The 25,113-nt window shown below is 61.9% G+C and carries 28 protein-coding genes; 15 read left to right on the forward strand and 13 right to left on the reverse strand.

All coding sequences use genetic code 11. From position 1 onward, the window contains the following. The first annotated feature begins 43 nt into the window (after positions 1 to 43). Positions 44 to 739 carry a phosphoribosyltransferase family protein gene (locus tag ACLIKD_RS15050; RefSeq protein ID WP_428825697.1) on the forward strand — a complete coding sequence of 232 codons (696 nt, stop codon included), beginning with the start codon at positions 44 to 46 and terminating at the stop codon, positions 737 to 739. Between the two features lie 43 nt (positions 740 to 782). Next, the gene (locus tag ACLIKD_RS15055) at positions 783 to 1,247 is read left to right on the forward strand and encodes a tRNA (cytidine(34)-2'-O)-methyltransferase (RefSeq protein ID WP_428825698.1); all 465 of its coding nucleotides are present in this window, start codon (positions 783 to 785) and stop codon (positions 1,245 to 1,247) included. On the opposite strand, the gene ACLIKD_RS15060 is transcribed toward ACLIKD_RS15055, so the two are convergent. The 6 genes from ACLIKD_RS15060 to ACLIKD_RS15085 are packed head-to-tail and all read right to left on the reverse strand — an operon-like array spanning position 1,244 to position 4,175. Beyond that, positions 1,244 to 2,233, reverse strand: coding sequence for an NAD(P)H-dependent glycerol-3-phosphate dehydrogenase (locus tag ACLIKD_RS15060; RefSeq protein ID WP_428825699.1), 990 nt, complete (start codon positions 2,231 to 2,233; stop codon positions 1,244 to 1,246). The genes ACLIKD_RS15055 and ACLIKD_RS15060 overlap by 4 nt on opposite strands. Next, the gene (locus tag ACLIKD_RS15065; RefSeq protein ID WP_428825700.1) at positions 2,230 to 2,676 is read right to left on the reverse strand and encodes an SH3 domain-containing protein; all 447 of its coding nucleotides are present in this window, start codon (positions 2,674 to 2,676) and stop codon (positions 2,230 to 2,232) included. Before ACLIKD_RS15065 ends, ACLIKD_RS15060 begins: the two co-directional genes overlap by 4 nt. Before the next feature lie 3 nt (positions 2,677 to 2,679). Then, the gene (secB, locus tag ACLIKD_RS15070) at positions 2,680 to 3,138 is read right to left on the reverse strand and encodes a protein-export chaperone SecB (protein ID WP_226417060.1); all 459 of its coding nucleotides are present in this window, start codon (positions 3,136 to 3,138) and stop codon (positions 2,680 to 2,682) included. A gap of 27 nt (positions 3,139 to 3,165) precedes the next feature. Then, positions 3,166 to 3,432 carry a glutaredoxin 3 gene (gene grxC / locus ACLIKD_RS15075; protein WP_428825701.1) on the reverse strand — a complete coding sequence of 89 codons (267 nt, stop codon included), beginning with the start codon at positions 3,430 to 3,432 and terminating at the stop codon, positions 3,166 to 3,168. Beyond that, the gene (locus ACLIKD_RS15080) at positions 3,429 to 3,854 is read right to left on the reverse strand and encodes a rhodanese-like domain-containing protein (RefSeq protein ID WP_428825702.1); all 426 of its coding nucleotides are present in this window, start codon (positions 3,852 to 3,854) and stop codon (positions 3,429 to 3,431) included. Before ACLIKD_RS15080 ends, grxC begins: the two co-directional genes overlap by 4 nt. A gap of 3 nt (positions 3,855 to 3,857) precedes the next feature. After that, positions 3,858 to 4,175 carry an ArsR/SmtB family transcription factor gene (locus tag ACLIKD_RS15085; protein WP_226417063.1) on the reverse strand — a complete coding sequence of 106 codons (318 nt, stop codon included), beginning with the start codon at positions 4,173 to 4,175 and terminating at the stop codon, positions 3,858 to 3,860. 81 nt (positions 4,176 to 4,256) lie between these two features. On the opposite strand from ACLIKD_RS15085, the gene ACLIKD_RS15090 reads away from it, so the two are divergent. The 4 genes from ACLIKD_RS15090 to ACLIKD_RS15105 are packed head-to-tail and all read left to right on the forward strand — an operon-like array spanning position 4,257 to position 8,372. Further along, a complete protein-coding gene (locus tag ACLIKD_RS15090) occupies positions 4,257 to 5,687 on the forward strand; it encodes a murein hydrolase activator EnvC family protein (RefSeq protein WP_428825703.1) in 1,431 nt (476 codons plus the stop codon). Beyond that, complete coding sequence (locus tag ACLIKD_RS15095; RefSeq protein WP_428825704.1) at positions 5,684 to 7,126, forward strand: S41 family peptidase; 1,443 nt, start codon at positions 5,684 to 5,686, stop codon at positions 7,124 to 7,126. The genes ACLIKD_RS15090 and ACLIKD_RS15095 overlap by 4 nt, the downstream gene beginning before the upstream one ends. Before the next feature lie 20 nt (positions 7,127 to 7,146). Further along, entirely contained in the window at positions 7,147 to 7,548 is a 402-nt protein-coding gene (locus ACLIKD_RS15100; RefSeq protein ID WP_226417066.1) for a hypothetical protein, read from the forward strand. After that, positions 7,545 to 8,372 carry a HesA/MoeB/ThiF family protein gene (locus ACLIKD_RS15105; protein WP_428825705.1) on the forward strand — a complete coding sequence of 276 codons (828 nt, stop codon included), beginning with the start codon at positions 7,545 to 7,547 and terminating at the stop codon, positions 8,370 to 8,372. The genes ACLIKD_RS15100 and ACLIKD_RS15105 overlap by 4 nt, the downstream gene beginning before the upstream one ends. Here the strand turns inward: ACLIKD_RS15105 and ribD are convergent. From ribD to ACLIKD_RS15125, 4 genes are read right to left on the reverse strand one after another with little or no spacing between them, the layout of a single operon-like run. After that, positions 8,287 to 9,375, reverse strand: a complete 1,089-nt coding sequence (ribD, locus tag ACLIKD_RS15110; protein WP_428825706.1) for a bifunctional diaminohydroxyphosphoribosylaminopyrimidine deaminase/5-amino-6-(5-phosphoribosylamino)uracil reductase RibD — start codon at positions 9,373 to 9,375, stop codon at positions 8,287 to 8,289. The two genes, ACLIKD_RS15105 and ribD, sit on opposite strands and share 86 nt — an antisense overlap. Next, positions 9,372 to 9,836, reverse strand: a complete 465-nt coding sequence (nrdR, locus tag ACLIKD_RS15115) for a transcriptional regulator NrdR (protein ID WP_226417069.1) — start codon at positions 9,834 to 9,836, stop codon at positions 9,372 to 9,374. Before nrdR ends, ribD begins: the two co-directional genes overlap by 4 nt. Positions 9,837 to 9,842: 6 nt before the next feature. Further along, positions 9,843 to 11,093: a serine hydroxymethyltransferase gene (glyA, locus tag ACLIKD_RS15120; RefSeq protein ID WP_226417070.1), complete on the reverse strand. Its 1,251-nt coding sequence runs from the start codon at positions 11,091 to 11,093 to the stop codon at positions 9,843 to 9,845. Positions 11,094 to 11,132: 39 nt separating this feature from the next. Then, complete coding sequence (locus tag ACLIKD_RS15125; RefSeq protein ID WP_428825707.1) at positions 11,133 to 11,789, reverse strand: histidine phosphatase family protein; 657 nt, start codon at positions 11,787 to 11,789, stop codon at positions 11,133 to 11,135. A gap of 103 nt (positions 11,790 to 11,892) precedes the next feature. Between ACLIKD_RS15125 and ACLIKD_RS15130 the strand changes: the two genes are divergently transcribed. The 3 genes from ACLIKD_RS15130 (at position 11,893) to ACLIKD_RS15140 (ending at position 14,636) form a co-directional block, all read left to right on the forward strand. Continuing rightward, complete coding sequence (locus ACLIKD_RS15130) at positions 11,893 to 12,486, forward strand: TRAP transporter small permease subunit (protein ID WP_428825708.1); 594 nt, start codon at positions 11,893 to 11,895, stop codon at positions 12,484 to 12,486. Then, entirely contained in the window at positions 12,486 to 13,982 is a 1,497-nt protein-coding gene (locus ACLIKD_RS15135; protein ID WP_428825709.1) for a TRAP transporter large permease, read from the forward strand. Before ACLIKD_RS15130 ends, ACLIKD_RS15135 begins: the two co-directional genes overlap by 1 nt. Before the next feature lie 189 nt (positions 13,983 to 14,171). Next, on the forward strand, positions 14,172 to 14,636 hold the full coding sequence (locus ACLIKD_RS15140; protein ID WP_226417073.1) for a Dps family protein: 465 nt from the start codon (positions 14,172 to 14,174) through the stop codon (positions 14,634 to 14,636). Between the two features lie 69 nt (positions 14,637 to 14,705). Here ACLIKD_RS15140 and ACLIKD_RS15145 read toward each other — a convergent pair whose 3' ends face one another. After that, the gene (locus tag ACLIKD_RS15145) at positions 14,706 to 15,794 is read right to left on the reverse strand and encodes a TRAP transporter substrate-binding protein (RefSeq protein ID WP_428825710.1); all 1,089 of its coding nucleotides are present in this window, start codon (positions 15,792 to 15,794) and stop codon (positions 14,706 to 14,708) included. Positions 15,795 to 15,922: 128 nt separating this feature from the next. Further along, on the reverse strand, positions 15,923 to 17,266 hold the full coding sequence (gene pmbA, locus ACLIKD_RS15150) for a metalloprotease PmbA (protein WP_428825711.1): 1,344 nt from the start codon (positions 17,264 to 17,266) through the stop codon (positions 15,923 to 15,925). Between the two features lie 69 nt (positions 17,267 to 17,335). Between pmbA and yjgA the strand changes: the two genes are divergently transcribed. Both yjgA and mog read left to right on the forward strand, forming a co-directional pair. Continuing rightward, a complete protein-coding gene (gene yjgA, locus ACLIKD_RS15155) occupies positions 17,336 to 17,860 on the forward strand; it encodes a ribosome biogenesis factor YjgA (RefSeq protein WP_226471562.1) in 525 nt (174 codons plus the stop codon). Further along, positions 17,847 to 18,437: a molybdopterin adenylyltransferase gene (mog, locus tag ACLIKD_RS15160; RefSeq protein ID WP_428825712.1), complete on the forward strand. Its 591-nt coding sequence runs from the start codon at positions 17,847 to 17,849 to the stop codon at positions 18,435 to 18,437. Before yjgA ends, mog begins: the two co-directional genes overlap by 14 nt. 15 nt (positions 18,438 to 18,452) lie before the next feature. Here the strand turns inward: mog and ACLIKD_RS15165 are convergent, their stop codons facing one another. Then, entirely contained in the window at positions 18,453 to 19,997 is a 1,545-nt protein-coding gene (locus ACLIKD_RS15165) for a hypothetical protein (protein WP_428825713.1), read from the reverse strand. A 147-nt stretch (positions 19,998 to 20,144) separates the two neighbouring features. Between ACLIKD_RS15165 and ACLIKD_RS15170 the strand changes: the two genes are divergently transcribed. From ACLIKD_RS15170 to ACLIKD_RS15185, 4 genes are all read left to right on the forward strand, one after another. Next, positions 20,145 to 20,939 (forward strand): thymidylate synthase, encoded by a 795-nt coding sequence (locus tag ACLIKD_RS15170; protein WP_226471565.1) that lies wholly within the window; start codon positions 20,145 to 20,147, stop codon positions 20,937 to 20,939. A gap of 3 nt (positions 20,940 to 20,942) precedes the next feature. Beyond that, positions 20,943 to 21,872, forward strand: a complete 930-nt coding sequence (glk, locus tag ACLIKD_RS15175) for a glucokinase (RefSeq protein ID WP_428825714.1) — start codon at positions 20,943 to 20,945, stop codon at positions 21,870 to 21,872. A gap of 167 nt (positions 21,873 to 22,039) precedes the next feature. Next, positions 22,040 to 22,864: a substrate-binding domain-containing protein gene (locus tag ACLIKD_RS15180; RefSeq protein ID WP_428825715.1), complete on the forward strand. Its 825-nt coding sequence runs from the start codon at positions 22,040 to 22,042 to the stop codon at positions 22,862 to 22,864. A gap of 14 nt (positions 22,865 to 22,878) precedes the next feature. Then, the gene (locus ACLIKD_RS15185) at positions 22,879 to 25,107 is read left to right on the forward strand and encodes an ATP-binding protein (protein WP_428825716.1); all 2,229 of its coding nucleotides are present in this window, start codon (positions 22,879 to 22,881) and stop codon (positions 25,105 to 25,107) included. Positions 25,108 to 25,113 lie beyond the last annotated feature (6 nt).

The following is a 25,113-nucleotide window of genomic DNA, read 5'->3' on the forward strand; positions in this document are numbered from 1 at the left end:
ATCGAAGACGCCCGGAACCCTGTCAATTTTACCCCAGCGCCTTATGTATCGGCTGAAGTCGCTCGTCAGCCGCTGGCTGAACGATGCCTTTCCCGGGAGTTGCCTGCTCTGTGGCAGCGACAGCCCCGACGCTCTGCTGTGCCCAGCGTGCGCCGCCGACCTGCCCGCACCACCAAGCGCTTGCTGCCCGCAATGTGCCGAACAAACCACGCATGGCGAACGCTGCGGTGCCTGCCTGACGGATCCGCCACACTTCGATCAGACGCTGGCCGCCTTCCACTACGACTTTCCGGTCAACCGGATCATTCAGGCGCTGAAATACGGCCATCAACTGGCCGTGGCAAAATGGCTGGGGTATCGGTTGGCGGCGCTGATCAAACCCGGAGAACAGCTGATCGTGCCCCTGCCGCTGCACCCCGAACGCCTGCGTGAACGCGGCTTCAACCAGTCGATGGAAATTGCCCGGGCGGTGGGAAAGCAGCTTAATCTGCCGGTCGATCATTGCAGCCTCTTCCGTAACCGTCCGACCCAGCGACAAGCCGACCTGCCGCTCAAGGAGCGCCGCAAGAATGTCCGTGGCGCCTTCGAATGCACGGCGGACATGACCGGAAAAAACATTCTGTTGATCGACGACGTGATGACCAGCGGGGCGACGCTCAACGAATGCGCGCGGGTGCTCAAGCTGCATGGCGCCGCGCACGTCACGGCGGTCGTTGCCGCCCGCGCACTGAAGCATTAAACCGTGTTCTAATCCGCCACCCCAGCCATTCAGATCAAGCAACGTGTTCGCCGTCGTCCTCTATCAGCCTGAAATTCCGCCCAACACGGGCAACATCATTCGCCTCTGCGCCAACACCGGCGCCGAACTGCATCTGGTTGAGCCGCTCGGTTTCGACATTACCGACAAGGGGTTGCGCCGGGCCGGGCTGGATTATCACGAGTACACCCGCGTCGTTCGTCACGCGGATTGGGCTGCCTGCAAAGTCGCCCTGGCCGGGCGACGCCTGTTTGCCATGACGACCAAGGGCCAGGCCAGCCCGTTTACGACTACGCTGCAGGCAGATGATGTTTTCGTCTTCGGCCGGGAAACCAGCGGTCTGCCGCCGGAAGTGCTGGCTGAATTCAGCCCCGAGCAACGTCTGCGCCTGCCCATGCAGGCCGGTCAGCGCAGCCTGAACTTATCGAATGCCGCGGCCGTCACGGTCTTTGAAGCCTGGCGTCAAGTCGGCTTCACCGGCTCGCTCTAGGCGATCTCTTCTTTCGGGTCGCGCGCCATCAACTGCTCCAAAGCCTGGGCAGCGGTCAGGCGACCATCAAGCACCGCGGCGACTGCCGCACTGATCGGCATGTCGACGGCCAGTTTGCGCGCCAGCTGATCGACCTCGCGCGCCGTATAGACGCCTTCGGCAACGTGACCGAGTTCTTCGAGAATCTGCGGCAGCAACTTGTTTTCCGCCAGCGCCAGGCCGACCCGCCGATTGCGCGACAGATCGCCGGTGCACGTCAGGATAAGGTCGCCCATGCCAGCCAGCCCCATGAAGGTTTCGCGCTGGGCGCCCAGAGCCAGGCCAAGCCGGGCAATTTCCGCCAGACCACGGGTCATCAGGGCCGCCCGGGAATTGAGACCGAGACCGAGACCATCACAGGCACCGGTGGCAATCGCCAGGACATTCTTCACCGCCCCGCCGACCTCGACGCCGACCAGATCGTCGTTGGCATAGATCCGCAGACGCGTCGTGTGCAACTGACGCGCCGCTTCGCGGGCAAAAACCGGATTGTTGGCGGCCAGGGCAACCGCCGTCGGCTGGCCGGCCGCCACTTCTTCGGCAAAACTCGGCCCGGACAGCGCGCCGCAGATCACCTGCGGACCGAGGACTTCGGTAACCACCTGATGGGGCAGCTTGCCCGTCCCGGCTTCAAAGCCCTTGCACACCCAAAGCAGGGGCAGCGTGACATCAAGCGCTTTCAGATGCTCGACGGTCGGGCGCAAGCCGGCGATCGGGGTGGCGATGACCAGCAATTCCGCCCCGCTCACTGCCGCCGCAAAATCGGTCGATATCTCGACCGTATCCGGCAATCGGTGGCCGGGGAAAAAACGACGGTTTTCCCGGGTTTCACGCAAATCGAGCGCCACATCGGTTTCGCGCGACCACAGCGTCACCTGGTGTTTGCCGGCAAAGGCGATGGACAGCGCCGTACCCCAGGCACCGGCGCCAAGCAAAGTAACTTTCATAGACCCCAGACCTGCGTCGAACGAATGTAGCCGACCGCACCGTCGCGGTGACGGACCTTGGCCCAACCGGGCAATGCCGCTTCAAGAAAATCGACCGCGACCCATTTATCGAGTTGCGCCAGAACCGGCGCTTCCGGCTTGTCGGTTTGGCGGATTTCGCCCTGCGCGGCCGTAACGACCAGCGTCCGACGTTCGGCGAGATAGCGCGCCTCGATCCAGGCCAGCGTACCTTCAGCGTCACGGACCTTGAGCCAGCCGTCGAGGCGGACAATCACCTCAACCGGCGTCTGCGCCTTGATCAGATAGAGCTTCTTGCCCTTCTGCGATGGCGCGTCGTAGAGAATGGCGGCCGGAACATCGACCGAACGGTAGTCGATGGCCTGCGCCGCACCAGCGGCACTGATCAGCGACAGGGCAAGCAGAGTCCGGCGCCACATCGTCATGATTTACTGGATGGTCGTATCGGCGGGGGCCGGGGCCTGTGCTTGCAGACGCTGCATATACATGGCTTCGAAATTGACAGGCTGCAACACGATGGGCTGGAAGCCGGCCCGGGTCACGGCGTCGGAAACGGTTTCGCGGGCATACGGGAACAGAATGTTCGGGCAGGCAACGGCGATCAGCGGCTCGATCTGGTCTTCCGGCACATTCTGGATGCGGAAGATACCGGCTTGTCCGACTTCGACCAGGAACACGGTCTTTTCGCCCATCTTGGCGGTCACGGTAACCGTCAGCACGACTTCGAAAACGCCTTCGCCAACCCCACGACCACCGGTATTGAGCTGGATCTCGACTTGCGGCGCTTCGCGCTCGAGAAAAATTTCCGGAGCATTCGGCACTTCGACCGACAGATCCTTGACGTAGAGCTTTTCAATACCGAAGACCGGCTGTTCGTTTTGTTCCATGGTTTTCTTTCAGAGAGTTAAACGGATTCAGACGTTGCCGTCGAGCAGCGCTTTCAATTCGCCGGCCGCGTCAAGCGCATATAGATCGTCACAGCCACCGACATGGGTGTCGCCAATGAAGATTTGCGGCACTGTACGCCGCTTAGTTTTCTGCATCATTTCATCGCGTCGCTCCGGATCGAGATCGACCCGGACTTCCTCGATGGCCATCACGCCACGTGCGGCAAGCAACTGTTTGGCGCGAATGCAGAAAGGGCAGACGGCCGTGGTGTACATCAATACCGGTGCGCTCATTTGTTCCGCGTTCCCTTTTTGACCGGATAACCGGCGCCAACCCAGGCATCGACACCGCCGGCCAGGTTGTACAGCTTGCTGAAACCCTGTTTCTTCAGTTCATTGCCAGCCTTGCCGGAGCGCATGCCCGAAGCACAACAAAGAAGAATCGGCTTGTCCTTGAATTTGTCGAGTTCGGCGATACGGTCAGCCAGTTTGCTGGCCGGAATGTTCTTAGCCTCGGGCAAATGGCCGCTGGCAAATTCATCCACTTCGCGCACATCGACGATGTGCGCATCTTCCCGGTTGATCAGCAAAGTCGCCTCGCCCGGCGTCAGGCCGTTGCCGGCCGGCCGCGCGAACAACGGCCAGAGCAGACCGAGACCACTGATTAGGGCAATCGAAACAAGCAGGATATTCTGGTTAATAAAGTCCATCGGCATTGATCAGGCCTCCACGCCACAAAAAACTTCGCGCATCATGCTGACGAGCTGCAGGGTGCGCTGGTCGCCCACCCGATAAAAAACACGATTGGCATCCTTGCGCGTGAGCAATACGCCCTTTTCGCGAAGGATGGCCAAATGCTGGGAAATATTGCTTTGCGAGGTACCGACGGCATCGACGATATCCTGCACACAGGCTTCCTGGTCACCAAGCACGCAAAGGATCTTCAGGCGCAACGGATGCGCGATAGCCTTGAGGGCGCGGGCAGCCAGTTCGATGTGCTCCTGCTTGTCGATCAGGCTGAAGGGTGGCGTTTCCAAGATAAAACCTCAATATCGGTGAATGGATCATTATAAAATAAGGCCTTGCGTTTCGCCGACCTTAATCTATCTCAAACCGTCATGGCTCACCAAAAAGAACGCTCCGCAGCCCCCGGAAAATTGGGGCGGGGCCGGGAGCCCGGCCGGCATCGGTTCAACAGGTTTCAGACGGCGGCACTGATTGCCGCTTTTTTCATTGGCAGCGGCGCCGTCGAAGCCAAGCCGCAGGTCGCCCAGAAAGCTGCCGCCCCGACCCCGGAGATCGCCGAGAAACAGGCCGACCTCGGCGAATTGCGCGGCCGGATTGAAACCCTGCGCAAGGATCTCAACACCAGCGAGGAGAACCGGGCCGACGCCGCCGACCGCCTGCGCGAATCCGAACGCCAGATTTCCCGCCTGCAGCGCGAACTGCACGATTTTTCCGAGCAACGGGGAAAGTTGCAGCAAACACTGCAAAACCTCGAACAGCAATCCCGCGAACTGAGCGGCACGCTCGGCCAGCAACAGAAACAGCTGGAAAAGCTGCTCTACAAGCAATATCTGCGCGGCACACCGGATTCGCTCCAGCTACTGCTCAACGGCGACGATCCGAACCAGATGGCGCGCGATCTGCACTATCTCTCGGCAATCGCCGCAACGCGCGCCGAGCTGATGGGCGAAATCAACACGACCCTCGCCAAAAAGAAGGCTCTGGCCAACGACGCCAAGGAGCGCAACGCCGAACTGGCCGAGGTCGAGGCCGAACAACAGAAACGCCATGCCGAACTGCAAAAGCAACGAAATGAGCGGCAGGCCTTGTTCGCCGAGATATCGAGCAAGGTCAATGCCCAGCGCAAGGAAATCGGCACTCTGCAGCAGAACGAAAAGCGGATGACCCAGCTGATCGATCGCTTGTCGAGAATTCTCGCCGCCCAGGCGGCCCAAGCCGCCCGCGCAGCCGAGGCGGCGAAGGCTGCCGAAGCGGCACGACTGGCCGAAGCGGCCCGGCGCGCCGCCAAGCCACGCCCCGCCCCCGAGGAAAGACAAGCCGCCCGGCCAACCCCACCGGACAGCGAACCGAGGCAGCCCAAACCTGTCGAAGCCGAAAATCGCTACGAACCGGTCGCCAGCGATGGCAGTTTTGCCCGCCAAAAAGGCAACCTGCGACTACCGGTCCGCGGCGCCGTATCCGGTCGTTTCGGCTCGCCGCGCGACGGCGGCGGCACCTGGCGCGGCCTGTTCATCAAGGCCGGCGCCGGCAGCGAGGTCAAGGCCGTGGCCAGCGGCCGGGTCGTATTTGCCGAATGGATGCGGGGGTTTGGTAACCTGCTGATTGTCGATCACGGCAATGCCTATTTGACGATCTACGGCAACAACGATTCACTGCTCAAGCAGGTCGGGCAGGCAGTAAAAGGCGGGGAAACGGTAGCCACCGTTGGCAATAGCGGGGGCAATCCGGATTCCGGTTTATACTTTGAGCTCCGCCACCAGGGGCAACCGATCGACCCGATGAAATGGTCCAGTTTGAAATGAGCAAAACGAAAACTATCAGCTTGGCATTAGGCGGCTTCGTCGCCGGCGCACTCATCAGCCTGCACATCCCGGCCCTGGCCGACAAGGATGTCAAACCCGGGTTGCCGATCGACGAGCTGCGCACCTTTGCCGAGGTCTACAGCGCCATCAAACAAGGCTATGTCGAGCCGGTCGAAGACAAGAAGATGATCACCAATGCCATCTCCGGCATGTTGTCCAATCTCGATCCGCATTCCGCCTACCTCGACGTCGATGCCTTCAAGGATCTGCAGGTTGGCACGCAGGGCGAATTCGGCGGCCTGGGTATCGAAGTCGGCATGGAGGACGGTCTGGTCAAGGTCGTCTCGCCGATCGAGGACACCCCGGCCTACCGCGCCGGCGTCAAGGCCGGCGACCTGATCTTCAAGCTGGATGAAACGCCGGTCAAGGGCCTGACCCTGAACGATGCCGTCAAGAAGATGCGCGGCAAACCGAAGACCCCGATCAAGCTGACCATCCTGCGCAAGGGCGAAGCCAAGCCGCTGGAAATCACGCTGATTCGGGAAGTGATCAAGGTGCAGAGCGTCAAGTCGAAGCTCGTCGAACCCGGCTACGGCTGGATTCGGGTCACCCAGTTCCAGGACAACACGGTGGCCGAACTGGCCAAGCACCTCAACACCCTGTACAAGGACGGCAATCTGAACGGCCTCGTGCTGGACCTGCGTAACGATCCGGGCGGCCTGCTCAACGGCGCAATCGGCGTCTCGGCGGCGTTCCTGCCACCGGAGGTCAAGGTCGTCTCAACCGACGGACGGACCGAAGATGCCAAGCAGGAATTCCTTGCCCGGCCGCGCGATTATCTGCGCGGCACCCGCGAAGACCCATTGCGGACGCTGCCGGTCGACGTCAAGAAAGTTCCGATGGTCGTGCTGGTCAATAGCGGCTCGGCTTCGGCGTCGGAAATCGTCGCCGGTGCGCTGCAGGACTACAAGCGCGCGGTCATCATGGGGACGCAAACTTTCGGTAAGGGCTCCGTGCAGTCGGTACTCCCGCTGCCCGGCAATACGGCGATCAAGCTGACCACGGCGCGTTACTACACGCCGGACGGCCGCTCAATCCAGGCCAAGGGCATCGTTCCCGACATCGTCGTCGAAGAAACGGCCAATGGCAGCGGCGGCGCCAACTTTGCCCGCATTCGCGAGGCCGATCTCGATCGCCACCTGATCAACGACCGCGAAAAGGATGCCGCGAAAGACCCGGCTAAACCAGAGCAAAAACCGGAACTCAAGCCGCAGTCCAAGACACCGGCCAAGCCCGGCAAGGACAAGAATGGCAAGGACGAAGCCGAGGATGACATGCCACAGCGCCTCGAATACGCCACCAAGGGGGACTACCAGTTCCAGCAGGCGGTCAACCTTCTCAAGGGTCTGCAGATCATGCAGAACAAGACCAAGAACTAATACACCTCAAGGGAGGAGTGATGAGTTCGAGCGACCTCAAGAAGCACCGCGAAATACTGTTCTCCAAGTTCCCCCCCGGCCAGGTGCCGGAGGCGGCAGACGATCTGCAGCGCCTGGAGGAAGTCGAGGTCGCGCCGAAGATCGACAAGCGCGCCGTGGCGGTCGACTACGAACTCCAGCAACACACGCTGCAGGAGCTTGAAGCGCATCTTGAGGACAAGGGTTACCACCTCGACAACACGCTGCTGAGCAAGCTGACCAGGGCGCTGATCCACTACGTCGAGGACACCCAGCTGCACAACCTCGGCGCCCCGGAAAAACTGCTCAAGAGTTCCTCGCAGGAGGCCTATGTCAAAGCCTGGGAACACCGCCCGCATGGCGACCATGACGATACGCCGCCGGAGTGGCGCGAATATAAGTGACCGACGAGCAGCTTCTCAGGTATAGCCGCCACATCCTGCTCGACGCGCTGGGCATTGAAGGCCAGGAGCGCATCCTTGCCACACACGCCCTGATTATCGGGGCCGGCGGCCTGGGCTCACCGGCAGCGCTCTATCTGGCCTCGGCCGGCGTTGGCAAGATCACGCTGGTTGATGACGACACCGTCGACTTCACCAATCTGCAACGGCAAATCCTTCACACCGAGGCACGCGTCGGCTTGGCCAAGGCAGTTTCCGGCAAACAGGCGCTTGCCGCGATCAATCCGGATATCGAGGTCGTTCCGTTGCAGCAACGACTCTCCGGCGAGGCGCTCGACACGCTGGTCGCCAGCGTAGACCTCGTGCTCGACTGCACCGACAACTTCGCGACGCGGCACGCCATCAACCGCGCCTGCGTGCACCACAAGAAGCCGCTGGTATCCGGCGCCGCCATTCGTTTTGACGGCCAGATCAGCGTCTATGACCTGCGCCGCGACGATTCACCGTGCTATCACTGCCTGTTCCCCGAAGGCGACGAGGTCGAGGAAGTGCGCTGTGCGGTGATGGGGGTTTTCGCGCCGCTGACCGGCATCGTCGGCAGCATGCAGGCCGCCGAAGCATTGAAACTGGCGGCGGGCATCGGCGAATCGCTGACCGGCCGGCTGCTGCTGCTCGATGCACTGACGATGGAATGGCGCACCGTCCGATTCAAGAAGGACGCCGGCTGTGCGGTTTGCGGCCCTAACGGAAGCGGGCGAGCAGGCGAATATCTTCGCCAATCTGGCGCAGATCGCGAACCTGCAACAGGCGCTTGCCGGCTAGCGTAGTCAGTTCCGGCAAATTGAACAGGCCGCTGGCCTGATGGCCGATCAGGCAGGGCGCCAGATAGAGCAGCAGTTCATCGACCAGCCCCTCGCGCAGCAATGAGCCGTTCAGTTTGAAGCCGGCCTCGGCATGCACTTCGTTGATACCACGCCGGCCGAGTTCCTCGAGCAGATCCTTGAGATCGACCTTGCCGGCAGCGTTCGGCAGAATCAGCACCTCGGCGCCGGCCGAGCGCAACAATGCCTCTTTTTCGGCATTTTCCATCGCCCCGGCAATCAGTACCGGCCCACCCTGCAGGATGCGGGCGGTCAGCGGCGTCTCCAGCCGGCTATCGACCACCACCCGCGAGGGCTGACGAGTCGTTGCAACATCGCGCACACTGAGTTGCGGATCATCGTCACGCACCGTGCCGATGCCGGTCAGGATGGCGCACGCCCTGGCCCGCCAGCGATGGCCGTCGCGCCGCGCCTCCGGCCCGGTAATCCACTGACTGACGCCGTTATTCAAGGCCGTCTTGCCATCTAGGCTGGCAGCGGTTTTCAGGCGCAACCACGGGCGCCCACGGGTCATCCGCGCGACAAAGCCGATATTCAGTTCGCGCGCTTCGTTTTCCAGCAAGCCGCAGGCAGTTTCGATGCCGGACGCTCGCAGCAGAGCCAACCCCTGGCCCGCAACCAAAGGATTGGGATCGCTCATCGCTGCCACAACACGGGTAACGCCAGCAGCGATCAGGGCTTCGGCGCAGGGCGGCGTGCGACCGTGGTGGCTGCACGGTTCCAACGTCACGTAGGCCGTCGCGCCGCGCGCCTTGTCGCCGGCTGCGCGCAGTGCATGGACTTCGGCGTGCGGCTCGCCAGCCTTCTCGTGCCAGCCTTCGCCGACAATTTCACCGGCCCGGACCAGGACGCAACCGACGCGAGGATTGGGCGAGGTCGTCCACAGCGCACGCTCGGCCAGCTGCAGGGCGCGCGCCATCATGCCGTGGTCGACGGCGGTAAAACTCATTTTTTCTTGGCGGCGGGGGAGACTTCGCGGATGGCCCGGGAAAAGGCATCGACGTCTTCGAAGTTTCGATAGACCGAGGCGAAGCGGATGTAGGCCACCTTGTCGAGCTTCTTCAGCTCGCGCATCACCAGTTCGCCCAATTGCTGGGTGGTGACTTCGCGCTCACCGGCCGACAGCAGCATTTCCTCAATGTCGGCCACAGCCGCATCGACCGACTCGATCGAGACGGGCCGCTTGCGTAGTGCCAGTTCAAGACTGGCGCGCAATTTGCCGCGACTGAACTCGGCACGCAGGCCATTCTTCTTGACCACCTGCGGCAGCTGGATCTCAGCCCGCTCGTAGGTGGTGAAGCGCTTGTCGCAGGCATTGCACTTTCTGCGGCGACGGACAACGTCGGCCTCGTCGTTCAGACGGGTATCGGCTACCGCCGTGTCTTCAGCACCGCAGAAAGGGCATTTCACGGATCTTTAGGCTCCGTAGACCGGGAACTTCTTGCACAGCGCCGCGACCTTGGCGCGCACGGCGGCGGCCACGGCTTCGTCGTTCGGCGCTTCCAGCACGTCGGCCACCAGATGGGCGACCGTTTCCGCCTCGATCTCGGTGAACCCGCGGGTCGTCATGGCCGGCGAACCGATACGGATGCCGGAGGTGACGAACGGCTTCTGCGGGTCGTTCGGGATGCCGTTCTTGTTGACCGTGATGTGGGCGCGACCGAGGGCAGCTTCGGCTTCCTTGCCGGTGATGTTCTTGGCACGCAGATCGACCAGGAAAACATGGCTTTCGGTGCGGCCGGAAACGATGCGCAGACCGCGCTCTTCACCGAGCACACGGGCCATGACGCGGGCGTTGGCGATGACTTGTTCCTGATAGTTGCGGAACTCCGGCGTCGCAGCTTCCTTGAAGGCGACAGCCTTGGCGGCAATCACGTGCTCCAGCGGGCCGCCTTGCAGACCGGGGAAGATGGCCGAATTGAGGGCCTTTTCGTGCTCGGCCTTCATCAGGATGACGCCACCGCGCGGGCCGCGCAGGGTCTTGTGGGTGGTCGAGGTGACGACGTCGGCGAACGGTACCGGGTTCGGGTAGAAACCGGCGGCGATCAGGCCGGCGTAGTGAGCCATGTCGACCCAGAAAATGGCGCCGACTTCCTTGGCGATCTTGGCGAAGCGTTCCCAGTCGATGCGCAGGGAGTAGGCGGAGGCTCCGGCCACGATGATCTTCGGCTTGTGCTCGCGGGCCAGCGCTTCCATCTTGTCGTAGTCGATCTCTTCCTTCTCGTTCAGGCCATAAGAGACGACGTTGAACCACTTGCCGGACATATTGAGCGCCATGCCATGGGTCAGGTGGCCGCCTTCGGCGAGGCTCATGCCCATGATCGTGTCGCCCGGCTTGGCGAAGGCCATCAGTACGGCCTGGTTGGCCTGCGAACCGGAGTTCGGCTGGACGTTCGCGGCATCGGCGCCGAACAGCTTCTTCAGGCGGTCGATGGCGATCTGCTCAGCCACGTCGACGTATTCGCAACCGCCGTAGTAGCGCTTGCCCGGATAGCCTTCGGCGTACTTGTTGGTGAGCTGGGAGCCTTGGGCTTCCATGACGGCCTTGCTGACGTAGTTTTCGGACGCGATCAGTTCGATGTGATCTTCCTGACGCTGGACTTCGTCCTGCATGGCTTGCCAGAGTTCGGGGTCAACTTTTGCCAGGGTGTCTTTCGCGGAAAACATGGGGAATGCCTCAAGCCATTGAAAAGGGCGGAAATTTTATCACGAAGGGAGTTCGTCAAGGGCGCCGGCTTCCAGATGCCCGGTTTCCCCCCAGCTTTCAAGGGTCCAGCGGCCGTCGGCCGTCGCAATCCAGTTGATGCCGGCGTTCGGGATCAGGAAATCGCGCAGCGTTTCCAGACTATTACCCCGCACGAAGCGGTTGATGATATCGAGCACGCCGCCATGCAAAACGACGACCACGTTCTGCCCCGGATGCGCCGCGGCAATTTCCTGCAACTTGCCGGTAACCCGGGCAAACATCGCTTTCAGGCTCTCGCCGTTTTCGAAGTCATAGTCGGCGTTGCGCCCTTCGAATGCGGCATAGCCGTCGGGATGACTGGCCTTCGCCTCATCGTAGGTCAAGCCTTCGAAAACACCGTAGCGCCGCTCGCGCATTTCGGGCACCGGGCGCGGCGTCAGGGCCAGCGCGACGCCGATGGCCAGGGCCGTCGTCCAGGCACGCTTCAGATCGCTGCTGTAGAGCGCTGCGATGCCGGTGCCTTTCAGCCAGCGGCCGGCCGCTTCGGCCTGCTTCAGGCCGGTTTCGTTGAGCCCGATGTCGATCTGCCCCTGAATGCGGCGCGCCGCGTTCCACTCAGTTTCGCCGTGGCGCACCAGGCAGATGCGCGTCGGGCGGGTTGTAGGGATTTCCACCATGGTCGACCTATCACCTTCGCTGTAAATTTCGCCAATTGGGACTTTTCATCAATCCCGGCCACTTCTAGAAGCCGGGGATTTTATCAACCGAGGAGGACTTTTCGTGACCCTACTGCTCAAGCTCTCGCAGCTGATCGACTGGCTCAACGAGCGCGTCGCCAGGGGCGCCTTCTGGCTGGTGCTGGTGATGACCATCATCTGCGCCGGCAACGCCAGTTATCGTTTTATCTTCAACGACAGTTCGAACGGCCTGCTGGAAATCCAGTGGTATCTTTTCGCCGCGGTATTCCTGCTGTGCTCGCCATACACGCTGCAAAAGAACGAGCACGTCCGCATCGACGTGCTGGCCGGCAAGCTGTCGCCGCGCGGCCTGGCGGTAATCGACATCATCGGTACGGTATTTTTCCTGCTGCCGATGGTGGTCACGGTACTTTGGCTGTCCCTGCCGCTGGTTGCCGAGTCCTACAAAATCAACGAATACTCGGCCAACGCCGGCGGCCTGATCCGCTGGCCGGTCAAGATCCTGCTGCCGATCGGCTTCACGCTGCTCGCTCTGCAAGGCATTTCCGAACTGATCAAACGCATCGCTTTCCTGGCCGGGATGATCGACGACCCGAACCATAAGGAAAGAGGCCCGACGCCCGAAGAAGAACTGGCCGCCGCAATCGCCGCTGCCAAAGCCAAGGAGGCCAAATAATGGAATGGATCATCGGCAACATGGCGCCGCTGATGTTCGGCGCCCTCGTTCTCTTCCTGCTCTTCGGCTACCCGGTGGCCTTCGCCCTGGCCGCCAACGGCATCGTCTTCGGCCTGCTCGGCATCGAACTCGGCCTGCTCCAGCCGGCGCTGTTCCAGGCCCTGCCCGAGCGCATCTTCGGCATCATGGCCAACGACACGCTGCTCGCCATCCCCTTCTTCACTTTCATGGGGCTGATACTTGAGCGATCGGGCATGGCCGAAGATCTGCTCGACACGATCGGCCAGCTGTTCGGTCCGATCCGCGGCGGCCTGGCCTTCGCCGTCATCTTCGTCGGTGCGCTGCTTGCCGCAACGACCGGCGTCGTTGCCGCCTCGGTGATCTCGATGGGCCTGATCTCTCTGCCCATCATGCTGCGCTACGGCTACGACAAACGGCTGGCCGCCGGCGTCATTGCCGCCTCCGGCACGCTGGCCCAAATCATCCCGCCATCGCTGGTGCTGATCATCATGGCCGACCAGCTCGGCAAATCGGTCGGCGACATGTACGAAGGGGCGATGATTCCCGGCCTGGTTCTGACCGGCCTCTATGTCGGCTATGTCGTGCTGCTCACCATCATCAAACCGGCCGCCGCACCGGCCCTGCCGCCCGAAGCGCGGACGCTGCGCGGCCTCAAACTGGCACTGCGTGTCGTCACCACGATGGTGCCGCCGCTGCTGCTGATCTTCCTGGTCCTCGGCACGATCTTCCTCGGCATCGCGACGCCGACCGAAGGCGGCGCCATGGGCGCGGCCGGCGCGCTGCTTCTGGCAGTGGCCCGCAAACGCCTGAGTTTCAAGCTGCTCAAGCAGGCCATGGAAACCACCGGCAAGCTGTCTTCCTTCGTAATCTTCATTCTCGTTGGCTCGACGGTCTTCGGCCTGGTCTTCCGGGCAGTCAATGGCGACCTGTGGGTCGAGCACCTGCTGCTCGGCCTGCCCGGCGGCCAGGTCGGCTTCCTGATCGTGGTCAACATCCTGGTCTTCGTCCTCGCCTTCTTCCTCGATTTCTTCGAACTGTCCTTCATCATCGTGCCGCTGCTCGCACCGGTGGCGGACAAACTGGGCATCGACCTGGTCTGGTTCGGCGTGCTGCTCGCGGTCAACATGCAGACCTCGTTCATGCACCCACCCTTCGGCTTCGCGCTGTTCTACCTGCGCTCTGTCGCCCCGGCCTCGGTCAAGACGACGGATATCTACTGGGGGGCGATACCCTTTGTCGGCATCCAGATCATCATGGTCGCGCTGATCATCATCTTCCCCGGCATCGTCAGCTACGGCGACGACGCCCAGAAGGAAGCGCAACGCCTGGAGCGCGCCGGCGAGGCACCGCCGGCAATCGATCTGGACACTTTGATGAAGGCGCCCGAGGAAGCGGAGCAGAAGGAAGCGACGCAAGCCGAAGAAGACCAGTCGGCCGCCAACCTCTTGAAGGATCTGCAGAGCGAGAGCAAATAGAAGGAGCGCAGCTCTTTCACAAAGGGGTGGACTGCGGTCCGCCCTTTTTTATTTCCGCACAGGATAAACAGCAAACCTCCGTGAATAGCCGTTTGCTATCCACCCCATCACGACAAACGATTAGACTAAGCAGCAACCAGGCCGCATCATTACTTGGCACTTTGATCAACCCGAGAAAGGGAGCGCATCATGGACATTGGAATCAACAAGAAAGACCGCGAACAGATCGCCGATGGCTTGTCCCACCTGCTGGCAGACTCTTACACCCTGTACCTGAAAACACACAACTTCCACTGGAACGTCACCGGCCCGATGTTCAACACGTTGCACGTGATGTTCATGGACCAGTACACCGAGCTGTGGAATTCCCTGGACCTGATCGCCGAGCGCATCCGCGCCCTCGGCTTCCCCGCCCCCGGCACCTACCGCGAATTCGTCAAGCTCACCGTCATCAAGGAAAGCGAAGGCGTGCCCAGCGCGACCGAGATGATCAAGCAACTGGTCTCAGGACAGGAAGCCGTCATCAAGACGGCGCGCGGCATTTTCGCAGTGGTCAACAAGGCCAGCGACGAGCCGACCGCCGACCTGCTGACCCAGCGCCTGCAGATTCACGAAAAAAACGCCTGGATGCTGCGCAGCCTGCTGGAAAGCTGAACGCTGATCAGCAGACAATAAAAAAACCCGCGAAATCGCGGGTTTTTTGTTACAGACCGTGGCCGTTGATTACTTGCCGGTCTGCAGGAAGGAATCCATTCGCCGTTCGGCCAAGCTGAACCAGGCGGCCTGCGTTCGCCGGTATTTGTCGTACTCGACGTAAATCTTCTTGAAGGCTGGATTCTTGCTGGATTCATCTTCGTACATTTCCAGAGCAGCCTTGTGGGTTGCCTTGAGGATTTCCGGAGAGAACTCCCTGACCTTGACACCAGCCTGCATCAGCTTGGCCAATGCCATCGGATTCTTGTGGTCATACTCGGCCATCATCGTCACGTTGGCTTCGTAGGCAGCGGCCTGGAAGGCTTCCTGATATTCCTTCGGCAGCTTGGCCCATTCGGCCTTGTTGACGAAGAAATGGATGGTCGGACCCGGCTCCCACCAACCCGGGTAGTAGTAGTTTTTCGCCACTTTGTAGAAGCCGAGCTTTTCGTCGTCGTACGGACCAACCCATTCCGCCGCATCGATGGTGCCTTTTTCCAGCGCCGGATAGATGTCGCCGCCGGCGATCTGCTGCGGCACGACGCCGAGTGCCGCGAAGACGGTGCCGCCGAGACCGGCGATGCGCATCTTGATGCCCTTGAGGTCGGCAACAGTTTTCACTTCCTTGCGCCACCAGCCACCCATCTGGGTCCCGGTATTGCCACCGGCGAAGGAGAGGACGTTGTAGTTGCTGTAGAACTCGTCGAGCAGCTTCTGGCCGCCACCGAAGTAGATCCAGGCATTCATCTGGCGAGCGGTCATGCCGAACGGGATCGAGGTGCCGAAACCGAAGGTCTTGTCCTTGCCGACATAGTAGTAGGAACAGGTGTGACAGCATTCGACGGTGCCTTGCTGCACAGCATCCAGGGCCTGCAGGCCGGGAACGATTTCGCCGCCCGGGAAGACGCGGATGTCGAACTTGCCGCCGGTCATCGCCCGCAGACGATTGGCCAGCACTTCAGCGCCGCCATAAATGGTGTCCAGACTCTTCGGGAAGCTGGAAGTCAGGCGCCATTTGACATTGGGCAGCGACTGGGCGATTGCCGGAGCGGCGATCGTGGCAGCGGCGCCGGCAGCGGCACCGATTGATGCTTTTTTAAGAAAATCACGACGTTGCATATTGTCTCCTCCAAGGGTATTCAAAACGTCAGGCCTATTGGCTGGGCCCATTCTTCACCAAAAGAAAAATTTTAGCGAGTCGTGGAAAACCCTAACCCTCACCCAAACAATGCCGTGATTACCGAGGCTTACTCGCCGGCGATGGTCATCCGGTCGAGCAGTATCGAGCCTGTCTGCTTGCTGCCGCGCACCTGCACATCGCGGCCGACTGCGACGATGCCGGCGAGCATCGCCTTGAGATTGCCGGCGATGGTAATTTCCTCGACCGGGTAGGCGATCTTGCCGTTTTCCACCCAGTAACCGGCGGCGCCGCGCGAGTAATCGCCGGTGACGTAATTGATGCCGTGGCCAAGCAGTTCGGTGACAAACAGACCGCGCCCCATCAGGGCGAGCAGCGCGTCGAGATCGTGCGCACCGGGCTGGACGATCAGGTTGTGGCTGCCGCCGGCGTTGCCGGTCGTCTGCATGCCGAGCTTGCGGGCCGAATAGGTGCTGAGGAAATAGCCTTGCAAGATGCCGTCGCTGACCACTTCGCGGTCGCGGGTGGCGACGCCGTCGCTGTCGAAGGAGGCGCTGCCGAGGCCGCACTTGATATGCGGCCGTTCGCTGATCTGCACGAACTCGGGCATCACCCGCTTGCCGAGGTGGTCGAGAAGAAATGAGGATTTCCGGTACAGTGCCCCGCCGCTGGCGGCATGCACCAGACTGCCGATCAGGCCGGCGGCGAGCGGCGATTCGAGCAACACCGGGAACTCGCCGGTCTTGACCTTGCGCCCACCCAGTCGGGCAACGGCGCGTTCGGCGGCGATGCGGCCGACGCGTTGCGGATCGTCCAGTTGCGCCGCGTCGCGATGCGTCGTGTACCAGTCGTCACGCTGCATCGCATCCTGCTCGCCGGCGATCACCGAACACGATATGTAATGGCGCGACGTCGGGTAGCCACCCATGAAGCCGAGGCTGTTGGCCGACACGAACTGGCCCTGCTGGGTCGACACCGAAGCCCCTTCGGAGTTGCTGACCTGCGGGCTGGCATCGAAAGCCGCCTGCTCGCAGCGGCGTGCCGTGTCGATGGCGTCTTCGACCGACAGAGCCCACGGATGAAACAGATCGAGATCCGGACAGTCCTTGGCCATCAGGGCCGCCTCGGCCAGCCCGGCGCAATCGTCCTCGGCCGTGAAGCGGGCGATGTTGAGCGCCGCTTCGACCGTTTCGCGCAACGCCTGTGCCGAAAAATCGGAGGTGCTGGCGTAACCCTTGCGCTGGCCGGCGTAGACGGTGATCCCGACGCCCTTGTCGCGATTGAACTCGATCGTTTCGACCTCGTTGCAGCGCACGCCGACGGACTGGCCAAAACCCTCGGAAACATCGACCTCGCAAGCGGTTGCGCCATTTGCACGGGCATGTTTGAGGACATCCTCAGCCAGTTGCTGCAGGGTGGCGAAGGGATAGGAAAAAGCGGCTGTTTCGGGCATGGAGGGGGCGTCGACTCGGGAAAATCGCTATCATAGCAGCCCAATATTGCCAGTTCCCGATCGCGCCCCATGCATGAAGAAGATTTCACCGAAAGCACCAGCCGCCCTTCCAAGACCAAGAAGAAGGAGGCCATGCACGAATTGCAGGATCTCGGCGCCGAACTGGTCGAACTTTCGGTCGGCCAGTTGAAACGCATCAACCTGCCCGAGAACATCTACGAGGCTGTGCGCGAATGCCAGAAGATCACCGCCCATGGTGCTCACCGCCGGCAGGTGCAGTACCTCGGCAAGCTGATGCGGACGGCCGACGACGAGCCAATCCGTGCCGGCCTGGCGCTGATCCGCGGCGAGTCGTCAGAGGAAACGGCCCGCCTGCACCGGCTGGAGCGCTTCCGCACCCGCCTGCTGGAAGATGAATCCTTCCTCTCCGAAATCGCCGCCCTGTGGCCCACCGTCGACCTGCAACATCTCCGCCAGTTGCGCCGCAATGCCCTGAAGGAACAGGAAAACAACAAGCCGCCGAAGAATTTCCGCGCCATCTTCCAGATCCTCCAGGAACTGGACAAGGAAGCCGCCGCCAATGCCGACGAGTGAACAACTGGTCATCGGCCTGGTCTCGATCAGCGACCGGGCATCGACCGGCGTCTATCAGGATCAGGGTATCCCGGCCCTGCAGGAATGGCTGAGCAGTGCGCTGACCTCGCCCTGGCGCGCCGAAACACGGCTGATCGCCGACGACCAGCCAAGCATTGAAGCGACGTTGATCGAGCTAGCCGATCGCAGCAAGTGCCATCTGATTCTGACTACCGGCGGCACCGGCCCGGCGACGCGCGATGTCACGCCGGAAGCGACTCTGGCCGTGGCCGACAAGGAAATGCCCGGTTTCGGCGAGGAAATGCGCCGCATCAGCCTGAATTTCGTGCCGACCGCCATCCTCTCGCGTCAGGTTGCGGTGATCCGTCAGCAAACGCTGATCATCAATCTGCCCGGCCAGCCGAAGTCGATCAAGGAGACGCTGGAAGGCGTCCGCGAGGCCGACGGCACGGTCAGGCATGTCGGCATTTTCGCCGCCGTGCCTTACTGCCTCGACCTGATCGGCGGCCCCTACGCCGAAACCGACGCAGCGGTGATCAAGGCCTTCCGGCCGAAATCGGCGATCCGCGCCAAGTAGTCCGGTGCGACCGGCCTAGCCGACAAGCTCCTGGCGATAGCGCGCCAGCTCGAAGTCGGCAGTCTGCTCGACCAAGGCAACCGGCGCCAACAAATGGCGTTTGCCGCCCGCCGTGTATTCAAGGCTTTCGCGCAGATCGAAAGTCATCGGCGGCAGCACCACCCGGACCTCGCCGGGGGCACTGTCTTCAAGCACCAGCAGCGCCGGCACCCCGCCGACCGCGGCGTAGCTCGATGCCGTCCGCTGCCGCAGTTCGACTGCCACGGCCTGCCGGGCCAGCGTCTCGATACCGACCCGGGCATCGCTTTCGGTAGCCCGGTGGTAGCGGCGAACGATGCCGACCAGCCAGTTATCCCCGCCCTCCGGCTGCAGCGCGAGTAAGGCGCCGACTTTCAGCCAGTCGGCCGGCATGTCGCTGACCACGGCGCCAAAGCCACCCCGACTGACGTTTTCGACAACCCAGCTTTCCATTTGCAGACCGGCCGGTCGACCGCCGAACTCGCCGGAAAACGCCACGAACGCATTGACCAGGCCATTCAACACCGCCACCCGATGCTTGACGCGATGCCGGTCGTGCTTGCGCTGCGGCGGGATCGAGGCGAGATAGGTGGCGAGATGGCGCAGCACCGGAATCACCGTCTTCGGGTAATACTGGCCGCCAAAATTGATGTCGGGTGGAATGTCACCGCCCCGTTGCAAGGTCGTCAGCAGATTTTCGAGCGCCGCATGGGCCGGCCCCGGCTTGAAGAAACGCAGCGTCGGCAACACCTGCTCGGGCATCCGGGCCAGCCGCTGCGGCGCCTGGGCGAGCGTCAGATCGACCCAATAGACACAGTCATGCACAGCTTCGGCGGTAAAGACGAATTGCGGCAGGAAATGGGCAATCAGGCGCTCGGCCAGCTCGATCTCCAGCGGCAGCAGACCATCCATCGATGCGGCCTGGAAAACCATCGCCTTCAGGTATTCCTGCTGTGGCGAACTCAAGCCGGCCGGCGCCCCGAACTGCACGGCCTTGCCGGCCGCACCGGCCTCTTCGGCGCGCAACAAGGCGCGGCCAAGGCGCTGCCAGAGCAGACCGGCCGATGGCCCGTAATGGAACTGCTCCCATTTGAGAATAGCGGCCAGCGCGCCGATCAGGTGGGCGCAGATGGCCGGCAGGGCGGCTTTCAGCTGCTCTGCCGCGCGCGGCTTGGCGGCCATTTCCGCCAGGCAGCGCTCGTAGGCACCGGCCAGCAGGGTCCAGAAACCGCAATTGATCGACCACAACCGCTTTTCCTCGGTCCGCGACAGACGCGCCGCATGCAGGTAATCCTTGGTCAGGCGCTTGAGATGCGGCTGGGCCGCCTCTTCCAGCTGGCGAACCGCATCGTGGAAGCGGTCGACCGGAATATCGTCGGCCGCCTGCAGCGATTCCAACCAGCCGGCGATTTCATCGAGTGACTTGAAAGCGTTGTCCTTCGGCAAGGCACCGATGATTTTCTTCAACTCACGCGGATCGGCCAGCGGATGTTCCACTTTCTGGCTGAACAGCCCTCCCAGACTTCCCACTTTATTGAGCATTCCCATCTCCGCCAAACACCGCGCAATCGCTCAGTTTAGCCGGAGAGAGGGCGTCCTGCTGTGGCATATTCCTCGTCCGCGCAGGAAATATGCTTCACCCCGCCAGCCATGTAAAATCGCCGCTTTGAACGAATAGCGGGTCGCCCCATGCAGCAATATCTCGACTTGATGCGCCATGTGCTGGAAAACGGCCACGACAAATCCGACCGGACCGGCACCGGCACACGCTCCGTTTTCGGCTGGCAGATGCGTTTCGACCTGAGCCGGGGCTTTCCGGTGGCAACCACCAAGAAGCTGCACCTGAAATCGATCGTTCACGAACTGCTGTGGTTCCTGCAAGGCGACACCAATATCGCCTATCTGAAGGAAAACGGCGTTCGCATCTGGGACGAATGGGCCGACGAAAACGGCGACCTCGGCCCGGTCTACGGCAAGCAGTGGCGGCGCTGGGAAACGCCGGACGGCCGCGTCATCGACCAGATCAGCCAACTGGTCGAGAGCCTGAAGAACAATCCGGATTCGCGCCGGCACATCGTCTCCGCCTGGAACCCGGGCGACGTCGATAGCATGGCCCTGCCGCCCTGCCATTGCCTGTTCCAGTTTTACGTCGCCGATGGCAAGCTGTCCTGCCAGCTCTACCAGCGCAGCGCCGATATTTTCCTCGGCGTGCCCTTCAACATCGCCTCCTACGCGCTGCTTACCGTGATGCTGGCGCAGGTCTGCGGCTACCAGCCCGGCGAGTTCGTGCATACCTTCGGCGATGCCCATATCTATGCCAACCATTTTGCCCAGGCCCGGCTGCAACTGTCGCGCGAACTGCGGCCGCTGCCGACGCTGTGGATCAATCCGGAAGTGAAGGATCTCTTCGCTTTCCGCTTCGAGGATTTCCGCCTCGACGGCTACGACCCGCACCCGCACATCGCCGCGCCGGTGGCGGTGTAAGCGATGCTCCTCGGCGGCGACCTCGGCGGCACCAAAACGCTGCTGGCGCTGGCCGAACGGCGTGATGGCCGGCTGCACATCGTGCGCCAGCAACGTTACGCCAGCCAGGATTACCCGACTTTCGCCGCGCTGCTCGGCGAATTTCTCGCCGGACAGCCGACCGTCGCCGGCGCCTGCTTCGGCATCGCCGGTCCGACCGACGGGCGCCGCGCCAAGCTCACCTACCTGCCCTGGCAACTCGCCGCCACCGAGCTCGAAAGCAGCTTTGCCATCAACCGCGTCGTGCTGGTCAACGATTTCGCCGCCGCCGCCCATGGCCTCGATCACGTCGCCGCCACCGACATCCTGACGCTGCAGGCCGGCCAGCCGATTGCCGGGGCGCCGCGCGTCATCCTCGGCGCCGGCACCGGACTCGGCGTCGCCGGCCTTGTCTGGCAAGCCGACCGCTACCGCGTCATCCCCGGCGAAGGCGGCCACTTCGGCTTTTCACCGCAGAGCGAGCAACAAGGCGAACTATGGCACTGGCTGCGGCAACAGCATGGCCGCGTGACCAGCGAACACGTCATCTCCGGCCCCGGTCTGGCACGGATTTTTGCCTTTTTGGGCGGCCCGCCACTGTTCCCGGCCGAAATCGGCGCCGCCGCCCTGACCGGCAGCCATCCGCTGGCCGGCCCGGCCGTGCGCCTGTGGCTGGAATGCTATGGCGCCTTTGCCGGCGACCTGGCGATGCACTGGCTGGCCCATGGCGGCGTTTACCTGGCCGGCGGCATCGCCGGCAAACTGCTGCCGCACATCGACCACAGCCCCTTCATCGCCGCATTTCTCGATAAGCATGAACACGCGAATTTGATAGCCGATATGCCACTCCGCCTGGTGACTAGCGAAGACCTCGGGTTGACCGGCGCGCTGGCGATCGCTGCCGACCTCGCCTGAAAGTTTCGCCAAGCCATGGCCGGCAGCGGGCGCCTGCGGTCGTTGGCCAAGCCAACGAAAGGGGCAACGCAGCAGCGATTGCCGGTAAAAACTATCAGAACCGCGTTACACCAATGATTCATTGACAATTGGACTTTCGGCAGCCAAACTCCTTAAAAGGAACAAAAATGGCAAATACACTAATGCGGTTTTTCGCGCGACTTTCGATGGTGCTTGCTGCTACCTGCTTTTCCTCCGGCGCGGCGCTGTGTGAGGAACTGGTCGTTCCTGGCAGCGGCAACCTGGAGTTTGTTCTGGGCGAACTGGCCAAAGCCTTCAATACCAGCCAATCGGCACATCACGTCGTCGTCCCGCCATCCTCCGGCCACGCCGGGGCCGTGCGCGATGTCAGCGAAGGCATTGCCACGCTGGGCCGGGTCGGGCGGCCATTGACCGAGCCTGAGTTGGCCAAGGGTTTGACCTATATTCCGCTCGGTCGGGACGCCGTGGTTGCGGTCGCCGGTGCGGCCGTCACGGTACGCGGCATATCCTCCGAGCAACTGAAAGGGATCTTCGGCGGAAAGATCACCGACTGGAGAGAGCTGGGGGGCCAGCCGGCCCCGATCCGGGCGATCGGCAAGGAAGCAACCGACTCGATCCGTCGCCAGCTAGGCGCCAAGCTCCCGGATCTCGCCTATGCCGAATCGGTCAAGATCGTCCATCTCGATCCTTATCTGATTGAATTGATTGATCGTTACCCGAGCAGTTTTGCCATCATGAACCGCTCGGCCCTCGAGGCGTGCAAGAGCAAAGTGGTGATATTGGCGCTCGATGGGGTACTGCCCAGCATCGACAACCTGGCCAACGGAACTTATCCGCTCTCGACGGAGTTCGGCCTGATTTACAAGGCCGGCCGACTTTCGCCGGCCGGCAAAGCCTTTGTCGACTTCATCCAGTCACCGAACGGCGAAAAAATACTTCGCGCGCATGGCGTTCTGGCAAAAAGACATTAGGAACCCGCGTCACCATGCGCCTCAAGAACCCGATTACCCTTTCCCTGGTGCTGCTGATCATGGCCCTGGTCGGCCTCTCCTATTGGGCAGCCACCTGGATGATGGACGGCTTCTGGCACGAGTCGCTGATCAAGCGCGAGGAAGACAAGGCACAGGCGATCAGCCTGGCGCTGGAAAACCAGATTTCGGCACTGAGCAGGCAGGCCCAAACGGTAGCAAGGCTGGCCACCGACCATCACGATCTGGCGCAAAACGTTGCCGAAATGCGGCCGGAATCGCCAGCCGTGATCAAGGAGATTCTCGATCACACGACGGCTGATTCCGGGGCGGCCTTCATGCATCTGGTCGATAGCCGGGAAAAACCGATTTATCTAACCGATGCCGCCGGCAGTGAGCAAAACAGCCTGGCGAACTGGGGCGTCTTCGAGGCACTAGCCGGACACAGCATCATCACCAGCATGGTTGAACAGGACCGGTTGACCATCCGGGCCATCGAACCGCTGCGCTACCACGGCAAGACGGTTGGCGTACTCACTGTCGGCCTGCTCATCTCGCCCGCCGTCCTCGCCGACATCAGCCGCCACCTCGGGGCTCAACTGGCGTTGCTGTCGCGCGACGGCAAAGTTCTGGCGGCCAGTGCCCCCAGTGTCGAGCAGGTCGATTTACAAGCGATCAACGAGGCTTTCGCCGAGAAGATCCCGGTCTATCGCCATGACGAAAACGCCCACAAGACGCGGGTGCACTTTCCCACCATGGTGGTCGACAACGCCTTCGTGCTGGTGGTCGATATCGACAATTCCTTGGCCCATCTGCAAATGGCCCAGGTCGATCGGCGCGCCACCCTGAGTTCGCTGGTCATTGCGCTGCTCAGCATCGTTGTCGGTACCCTGTTCATCGGCCGGATTTTGCGTCCGCTGCGCAAATTGCGCGAACGCGCCGAGCAAACGGTGCTGCAACTGACCGGCAGCAAGATCGACCCGGTTTCGAGCAGCGAGATCGGCTCCGTCGTGCACGTGCTGGATGGTCTGAGCGATCGCCTGACCCGCCGGAATGCCGAATTGGCGGCGGCGGGAGAACTCGCTCAGGCGGCCAACCGGGCGAAAAGCCGGTTTATCGCCAATATGAGCCATGAACTGCGCACGCCGATGAGCGCCATCATCGGCCTGACCCACATTCTTGCCCGCGGCAACAGCGACCCGGGACAACGCGACAAGCTGGAAAAAATCGGTGATGCCGCCGATCATCTGCTGCAACTGCTCAACAACATACTCGACCTGTCCAAGATGGATGCCGAGCAAATGGAGCTCGAGCAGATCCCCTTCACGCTGGGGGCGCTGATGCGCCACCTCGAAATACTGGTCAGCGGCAAAGCCGAGGCAAAGAAAATCAAGCTGCTTTTCGAGCTTGACCACCAGCTTCTCCAGCAGGACCTGCTGGGCGACCCGCTCCGGCTGCAACAGGTTCTGGTCAATCTGGTCGGCAATGCGATCAAATTCACCGAGCAGGGCAGCGTCACCGTCACGGTTCATCGGGAAGAAGAAACGGCTGACCGACTGGTCCTGCGCTTTGCCGTGACCGATACCGGAATCGGCATTTCGCAGGAAGAGGGACAACGAGTCTTCGCCCCCTTCGAACAGGCGGATTCTTCAACGACCCGGCAATACGGCGGCACTGGCCTGGGGCTGACGATCAGCCAGCGCTTCGTCGAGTTGATGGGCGGCGGGATCGTGATGAGCAGTACGCCGGGCAGCGGCAGCACCTTTGCCTTTTCGATCGGCTTCAACAAGGCCAAAGAACAGCAAGAGGCCGCCCCGGCAACAAGCGTTTCAGGCAACGAAGCGGAGCGGCGCCTGTTCGCCGAGTTTCATGGAACGCGCGTGCTGGTCGCGGAAGATGACTGGGTGAACCAGGAAGTCATTATCGAGTTGCTGCACGAAGTCATCGGCTTTTACGTCGACATCGCCGACAACGGCGAGCAGGCATTGGCCATGGCCAAACAGCACAACTATGCGGCGATCCTGATGGATATGCAGATGCCGAAAATGGATGGCCTGGAAGCGTCCATCGCCATTCGTCAATTGCCCGGTTACGTGTTCGTGCCGATTATCGCGATGACCGCCAATGCCTTTGCCGAAGACCGCGCCAAATGCCTGGCGGCCGGCATGAACGATTTTCTGACCAAGCCGGTAGACCCGCGACTGCTCTACGCCACGCTGTTGAAATGGCTGGTCAAGCCGCCGTAAGGATGG

Source organism: Azonexus sp. IMCC34842 (assembly GCF_050368855.1).
GTDB lineage: Bacteria > Pseudomonadota > Gammaproteobacteria > Burkholderiales > Rhodocyclaceae > Azonexus > Azonexus denitrificans_A.

What these genes read in the sequence shown, in the direction of transcription:
- ACLIKD_RS15050 (WP_428825697.1), top strand. Translation starts at nt 44, where the DNA reads ATGTATCGGCTGAAGTCGCTCGTCAGCCGCTGGCTGAACGATGCCTTT.
- ACLIKD_RS15060 (WP_428825699.1), bottom strand. Translation starts at nt 2,233, where the DNA reads ATGAAAGTTACTTTGCTTGGCGCCGGTGCCTGGGGTACGGCGCTGTCC.
- ACLIKD_RS15065 (WP_428825700.1), bottom strand. Translation starts at nt 2,676, where the DNA reads ATGACGATGTGGCGCCGGACTCTGCTTGCCCTGTCGCTGATCAGTGCC.
- secB (WP_226417060.1), bottom strand. Translation starts at nt 3,138, where the DNA reads ATGGAACAAAACGAACAGCCGGTCTTCGGTATTGAAAAGCTCTACGTC.
- grxC (WP_428825701.1), bottom strand. Translation starts at nt 3,432, where the DNA reads ATGAGCGCACCGGTATTGATGTACACCACGGCCGTCTGCCCTTTCTGC.
- ACLIKD_RS15080 (WP_428825702.1), bottom strand. Translation starts at nt 3,854, where the DNA reads ATGCCGATGGACTTTATTAACCAGAATATCCTGCTTGTTTCGATTGCC.
- ACLIKD_RS15090 (WP_428825703.1), top strand. Translation starts at nt 4,257, where the DNA reads ATGGCTCACCAAAAAGAACGCTCCGCAGCCCCCGGAAAATTGGGGCGG.
- ACLIKD_RS15095 (WP_428825704.1), top strand. Translation starts at nt 5,684, where the DNA reads ATGAGCAAAACGAAAACTATCAGCTTGGCATTAGGCGGCTTCGTCGCC.
- ACLIKD_RS15100 (WP_226417066.1), top strand. Translation starts at nt 7,147, where the DNA reads ATGAGTTCGAGCGACCTCAAGAAGCACCGCGAAATACTGTTCTCCAAG.
- ribD (WP_428825706.1), bottom strand. Translation starts at nt 9,375, where the DNA reads ATGAGTTTTACCGCCGTCGACCACGGCATGATGGCGCGCGCCCTGCAG.
- glyA (WP_226417070.1), bottom strand. Translation starts at nt 11,093, where the DNA reads ATGTTTTCCGCGAAAGACACCCTGGCAAAAGTTGACCCCGAACTCTGG.
- ACLIKD_RS15125 (WP_428825707.1), bottom strand. Translation starts at nt 11,789, where the DNA reads ATGGTGGAAATCCCTACAACCCGCCCGACGCGCATCTGCCTGGTGCGC.
- ACLIKD_RS15135 (WP_428825709.1), top strand. Translation starts at nt 12,486, where the DNA reads ATGGAATGGATCATCGGCAACATGGCGCCGCTGATGTTCGGCGCCCTC.
- ACLIKD_RS15140 (WP_226417073.1), top strand. Translation starts at nt 14,172, where the DNA reads ATGGACATTGGAATCAACAAGAAAGACCGCGAACAGATCGCCGATGGC.
- ACLIKD_RS15145 (WP_428825710.1), bottom strand. Translation starts at nt 15,794, where the DNA reads ATGCAACGTCGTGATTTTCTTAAAAAAGCATCAATCGGTGCCGCTGCC.
- pmbA (WP_428825711.1), bottom strand. Translation starts at nt 17,266, where the DNA reads ATGCCCGAAACAGCCGCTTTTTCCTATCCCTTCGCCACCCTGCAGCAA.
- yjgA (WP_226471562.1), top strand. Translation starts at nt 17,336, where the DNA reads ATGCATGAAGAAGATTTCACCGAAAGCACCAGCCGCCCTTCCAAGACC.
- mog (WP_428825712.1), top strand. Translation starts at nt 17,847, where the DNA reads ATGCCGACGAGTGAACAACTGGTCATCGGCCTGGTCTCGATCAGCGAC.
- ACLIKD_RS15165 (WP_428825713.1), bottom strand. Translation starts at nt 19,997, where the DNA reads ATGCTCAATAAAGTGGGAAGTCTGGGAGGGCTGTTCAGCCAGAAAGTG.
- ACLIKD_RS15170 (WP_226471565.1), top strand. Translation starts at nt 20,145, where the DNA reads ATGCAGCAATATCTCGACTTGATGCGCCATGTGCTGGAAAACGGCCAC.
- glk (WP_428825714.1), top strand. Translation starts at nt 20,943, where the DNA reads ATGCTCCTCGGCGGCGACCTCGGCGGCACCAAAACGCTGCTGGCGCTG.
- ACLIKD_RS15180 (WP_428825715.1), top strand. Translation starts at nt 22,040, where the DNA reads ATGGCAAATACACTAATGCGGTTTTTCGCGCGACTTTCGATGGTGCTT.
- ACLIKD_RS15185 (WP_428825716.1), top strand. Translation starts at nt 22,879, where the DNA reads ATGCGCCTCAAGAACCCGATTACCCTTTCCCTGGTGCTGCTGATCATG.